Annotated in this window: 4 protein-coding genes and 1 pseudogene; 1 reads left to right on the top strand and 4 read right to left on the bottom strand. The window is 70.8% G+C overall.

Features of this window, described 5'->3' with window-relative positions:
• Positions 1 to 124 precede the first annotated feature (124 nt).
• The 3 genes from aroA to ACWCRB_RS48900 form a co-directional block, all read right to left on the bottom strand.
• Entirely contained in the window at positions 125 to 1,366 is a 1,242-nt protein-coding gene (gene aroA, locus ACWCRB_RS48910; RefSeq protein ID WP_451002233.1) for a 3-phosphoshikimate 1-carboxyvinyltransferase, read from the bottom strand.
• A 27-nt stretch (positions 1,367 to 1,393) separates the two neighbouring features.
• The gene (locus tag ACWCRB_RS48905; protein WP_451002232.1) at positions 1,394 to 1,846 is read right to left on the bottom strand and encodes a VOC family protein; all 453 of its coding nucleotides are present in this window, start codon (positions 1,844 to 1,846) and stop codon (positions 1,394 to 1,396) included.
• Between the two features lie 78 nt (positions 1,847 to 1,924).
• On the bottom strand, positions 1,925 to 2,842 hold the full coding sequence (locus tag ACWCRB_RS48900; protein ID WP_451002231.1) for a peptidoglycan-binding protein: 918 nt from the start codon (positions 2,840 to 2,842) through the stop codon (positions 1,925 to 1,927).
• Positions 2,843 to 3,356: 514 nt separating this feature from the next.
• Between ACWCRB_RS48900 and ACWCRB_RS48895 the strand changes: the two genes are divergently transcribed.
• Positions 3,357 to 5,174 carry a glycoside hydrolase family 3 protein gene (locus ACWCRB_RS48895; protein WP_451002230.1) on the top strand — a complete coding sequence of 606 codons (1,818 nt, stop codon included), beginning with the start codon at positions 3,357 to 3,359 and terminating at the stop codon, positions 5,172 to 5,174.
• An 85-nt stretch (positions 5,175 to 5,259) separates the two neighbouring features.
• Here the strand turns inward: ACWCRB_RS48895 and ACWCRB_RS48890 are convergent.
• A pseudogene (locus ACWCRB_RS48890) lies at positions 5,260 to 5,355 on the bottom strand (TetR/AcrR family transcriptional regulator); the annotation flags it as partial.

The raw sequence follows: 5,355 nt of genomic DNA, 5'->3' as shown, positions 1-5,355 counted from the left end.
GGTCGGTCGGGATTTTTTCGCCCCCGCCGCCCCTACCCGTCCCATCCCGTTCCTGGGGGCTGCGCCCCCAGACCCCCCATCGCGCTGAACGCGCTCGTCCTCAAACGCCGGACGGGCTAAAAGATCAACCCCCGGACGGGCTGAAATGTTCCCCGAACGCCTCGTGGAACCCGGGGAACGTCTTCCGTACGCAGCCCGGGTCGTCGAAGGTGATCCCGGGGGCGCGCAGGCCGGTCACCGCGAAGGACATGACGATGCGGTGGTCGCCGTACGACTTGATGTCCGTGCCCTGGGCGGGAGCCGTACCGGGGTGGATCTCGATCCAGTCGGGGCCGGTCTCCACCCGTACCCCCAGCCGTCGGAGGTTCTCCGCGCAGGCCTCCAGGCGGTCGCACTCCTTCACGCGGGTGTTGGCCACGTCCTCGATGCGTACGGGGCCGGAGGCGAAGGGGGCGAGGGCCGCCAGGGTCGGCATGGTGTCGGAGATGTCCCGCATGTTGACCGTGAGGCCGCGCAGTTCGCCCGTGCCGGCGACGGTCGTGCGGTCGGCGGTGGTCTCCACCCGTGCGCCCATCCGGCGCAGTACGTCGACGAAGGCCAGGTCGCCCTGGAGCGCGCCCGTGCCGAGGCCGGGGACGGTCACCTCGCCGCCGGTGAGGGCCGCCGCCGCGAAGAAGTAGCTGGCGGTGGAGGCGTCGGGCTCGACGGCGTAGGTGGTGGCCCGGTAGCCGCCGGGCGGGACCACGAACACGGCGCCCTCCCTGTGCACCTCCACCCCGAACGCCCGCATCATCGCGATGGTGATCTCCACGTAGGGGGCCGAGACGAGGTCCGTGACGTGGATACGCAGACCCTTACGGGTCAGGGGGCCGAGGAGCAGGAGCGCGGTGAGGTACTGGGAGGACTCGCCCGCGTCCAGGGTGACGTCTCCGCCCTCGACGCCCGCCGCCTGGATGCTCAGCGGGTGGTGGCCCTCCGCCTCCTCGTGCCGCAGGTCCACGCCCAGGTCGCGCAGGGCGCGGGTGAGGGGGCCCAGGGGGCGGCGGCGCATCTGAGGGGAGGCGTCGAAGCGGTAGGTGCCGTGGCCGGCGGCGGCGAGGGTCGGCAGGAAACGGGAGGTCGTGGCGCCGTCGCGGCAGTAGACGTCCGCCTCGGTGGCCGCCGGCCCCTGCGGGCGGCCGTCGATCTGCCAGGCGCCGGGCGTCCGGCCGACCCGGTAGCCGAGGCCGACCAGGCCCTCGGCGAAGCCCTCCGAGTCGTCCGAGCGCAGGGGGCGGACGAGGGTGGTGACCCCGTCGGCTGCGGCGGCGAGGAAGAGGGCTCGCGCGGTGATGGACTTGGAACCGGGGATCTGTACGTCGGCCATGGGCCCTATGCTGGCCCGGCCTGTGCCTCACGCGCCGGAACGTCCGCGAAATGGACCATGAACGGTGAGCGCCACCAGCTCGACCTCGAACCCGTCGGTGTTCTCCAGATAGGCCGCGTACTGCTGCTCGCCGCCCGCGTGCGGGTGCTTGTCGGGGAACATCAGCGTCCAGCCGTGGCGTACCGCCTGCGCCACGAGCGCGTCGACCGCCGTGTCGTCCCGGACGTGGAAGGCGAGGTGGTTCAGGCCGGGTGCACGGCGGTCGTGCCGGGTTCCGGTCAGCGCGGACGACTGTTCGAGGACGAGGTACGTGGGGCCGAGCCGCCAGCTCCGGCCGCGCTCCCAGTTCTGGAAGGGCGTATGGCCGAGCGCCGTCAGCAGCCACTCCCACTGGACCACCGCCCGGTCGATGTCCGGCACCCAGATCTCGATGTGGTGCAGCGTTCCATGGCCCGGCGGGGCATCTCTCTCTTCCGGCATCACGCGGTCTTCCTGGAGGGGCTCCCCCGCCGCTCCACGCGCGGGAGAGCCCTGCCCCATCGGGTTCGAGAATCGTTGTTACGAGAACAGCAGGCGCCAAGTGAGCGGCCCCGGGTAGCCGTCCGCGTCGCCGCGCAGTTCCTTGCGGGACTTCTGGAAGTCGCGGACGTTGAGGCGGTCGGCCTCGCCCCAGCTGCGGCTCGGGCCGACCTTGTAGTGGTCACCGAAGCCGCGCTTGACCAGCTGCTTGCCGAGCTTGAGGACGTGGTCGTTCACCGCGCCCGCCGTGAAGTACTTGCGGCCCGGATAGGCGGGCACCACGACCGGCTTGGGCACGGTCGGCGTCGGGGTGTCGTCGTTCACGTCCAGTTCGTCCTTGGCGTACTTGACGATCGCGGAGAAGTCGATCCCGCCCGGGTCGCCGTGGTCGTTCTCCGGGACGTGCATGTGGCCGCAGACGCCCTTGAACGCCTTCCACTCGGCGAAGGACAGCCGCTGGCCGCCACCGTCGGCGTACGAGGTCGGGTAGTCCGGCCATGCCTTCGGGCCGGCCAGTGCCACGCCGTGCTCCTCGTGCATCCAGGCCAGGAACCGCGCGACCGACTTCAGCGCCCAGTCGGGGGCCTCGGGCCAGTAGATGTGCGCCTGGCCCGCGGTCGTCCACTTCTTGTGCGTCTTGGGGTCGCAGGTGCCGACCAGCTCCACCTGGGTGACGTTGAGCGTGTTGGTCTCGACACCGCCCCGCTTGTTGGCGAGGGCCCGGGACGAGGTCTCTATGTCGAAGTGCTGGTACCACTTCAGCTTCTTCGCGGCGAGGTCCGGCACCGCCGTCAGGTTGGGCGCCATCGAACCACCGCTGTACGTGGGCAGGCTGCGCCCCTCGGTGGTGTGCAGGACGACGACGTTGACCTGCATCGGGTCGCCCGGGTAGTCGTCCTGGTACCAGTTCGCCCGGCTGGCGCCCGGGTATCTCTGAGGTCCTGTCTTCGTTGCCATCCCGTGCCTCCTCCGTCTCGGCTTCCCCCTGGCCGGTCCCCCGACAGGCACTGCTGCGGCGAGAGAGCATGCAGGGCATTGGTGGGATCATCGCCCAACAGGCTTGGAATGGAAGAGGGTTGACGCGATTCCGGTGTGTCGGTCCGGTTACGGATTGCCCCGCGTGGGTATCGCACCCGCCCCGCCGTCCACCCCCGTACCAACTTCCCGGTTTTGGCCGGATTCCGGGAACCCACCGCGACCCACCCCCGTCCAACCGACACGACTGCCGGATGAGTCACCGTGGTGCGGTGTCGGCCTCGCTGCTGGCTGCGATCGCTGACCTACCCTCTCCAAGCCGCCCGCGGCCGGCAGCGAGCCGTCACCGGCGCGCCCCCCTCCGATGCGCCGGTGACGGCCCCTTTCCGGGGAAAAGCGGCCATCTCCCGTTAGTGTGCGCACCCTTGACTGGAAGAAACTTCCCGGTTATTCGTAACTTCTCGGAAGTTTCCTTCACGAGGGAAGGAGCGCCCCCGTGCGCGACTCCGGCACCACCAGACGTGCTCTTCTCGCCGCGACCGCCGGTTCCGGTGCCGCGCTCGCCCTCGGCGGCGAGGCGCGGGCGTACAACCCGCGTCCGTACGACAGTGACGCGCGGCTCCGGCGGATCGTCGCCGGGATGACCCTGGAGGAGAAGGTCGGTCAGCTGTTCGTCATGCGGGTGTACGGGCACTCCGCCACCGCACCCGACCAGGCCGACATCGACGCCAACCTCGCGGAGATCGGCGTCCGGACGGCGGCCGAGCTGATCGCCAGGTACCGGGTCGGCGGGATCATTTACTTCTCCTGGGCTCACAACACCCGCGAGCCCCATCAGATCGCCGATCTGAGCAACGGGATTCAGAAGGCCTCACTCGGCCTTCCCCGCGGGCTGCCCGTGCTCATCTCCACCGACCAGGAGCACGGAATCGTCGCCCGCGTCGGCAAGCCCGCCACCCTCCTCCCCGGCGCCATGGCCCTCGGCGCGAACGGCTCGCGCACCGACGCCCGTACGGCGGGCAGCATCAGCGGCGCCGAACTGCGCGCCCTCGGCATCCGCCAGGACTACGCACCTGTCGCCGACGTGAACGTCAACCCGGCCAATCCGGTGATCGGCGTACGGTCGTTCGGCGCCGATCCGGCCGCTGTCGCGGGACTGGTCGCCGCGCAGGTCACCGGGTATCAGCGGGCCTCCGTCGCCGCCACCGCCAAGCACTTCCCGGGGCACGGGGACACCGCCGTCGACAGCCACTACGGCTTCCCCGTCATCGAGCACACGCGGGCGGAATGGAACGCCATCGACGCTCCGCCGTTCCGCGCCGCCATCCGCACCGGCATCGACTCGATCATGACCGCGCACATCATGGTCCCGGCCCTCGACGGCTCCGGCGACCCCGCGACCCTCTCCCGCCCGATCCTCACCGGCATCCTGCGCGAGGAACTCGGCTACGACGGGGTCGTGGTGACCGACTCGCTGGGCATGCAGGGCGTACGGGAGAAGTACGGCGACGACCGGGTTCCGGTGCTGGCGCTCAAGGCCGGGGTCGATCAGCTCCTCAACCCGCCCTCCCTCGACATCGCCTGGAACGCCGTGCTGACGGCCGTACGGCAGGGGGAGTTGACCGAGGCGCGGCTCGACGCGTCGATCCTGCGCGTCCTGCGGCTCAAGAACCGGCTCGGGCTGCTCGACCGGCCGTACGTCACCCACGCCGGCGTCGACCGGGCCGTCGGGGTCGCCGGCCATCTCACCGCCGCCGACCGGATCGCCGAGCGGACCACCACCCTCCTCGTCAACGAGCGGAAGCTGCTGCCCCTTTCGAGGAGCACGCAGAAGAACGTGCTCGTCGTAGGCGCCGATCCCGCCTCGCCGTCCGGTACGACCGGGCCGCCCACCACCGTTCTCGCGGGCGCCCTCACCGAGCTGGGCTTCACCGCGACCGCCCTCTCGACCGGCACCGCGCCCTCCGCCGCCGTCATCGCCCGGGCGGTCGCCGCGGCCGGGGAGGTGGACGTGGTGGTCGTCGGGACGTACAACGTCGGTGCCACGAGCAGTCAGCGGACGCTGGTCGCCCAACTCCTCGCCACCGGGCGGCCGGTGGTGTGTGTCGCCGTCCGCAACCCCTACGACGTGGCTCAACTGCCCGACGTACAGGCCTACCTGGCCTCCTACTCCTGGACCGACGTCGAACTCCGGGCCGCCGCAAGGGTGATCGCGGGCCGGGTCCGACCGCGCGGCAAGCTGCCGGTGCCGGTGCTGGACGCGAAGGATCCGACGCGGGTCCTTTATCCGATCGGCCACGGGCTGTCGTACTGACGGTTGTCAGTGCACTGCGGCGCCGTCGTGGCTGGTCGCGCAGTTCCCCGCGCCCCTAGGTAGGCGATCGGCACCGATCGCTTTTAAGGCGCCGCATCTCGCGGTCCACCACCACCGCGTACAGGCCCTCCTTGCCGCCGAAGTGCTCGTAGACGACGGGCTTGGAGACGCCGGCCTTCGC

The organism is Streptomyces sp. NPDC002156, from assembly GCF_053593675.1.
Note: the sequence above shows the minus strand (reverse complement) of the source record. Positions and strands in the feature narration are given on the sequence as shown.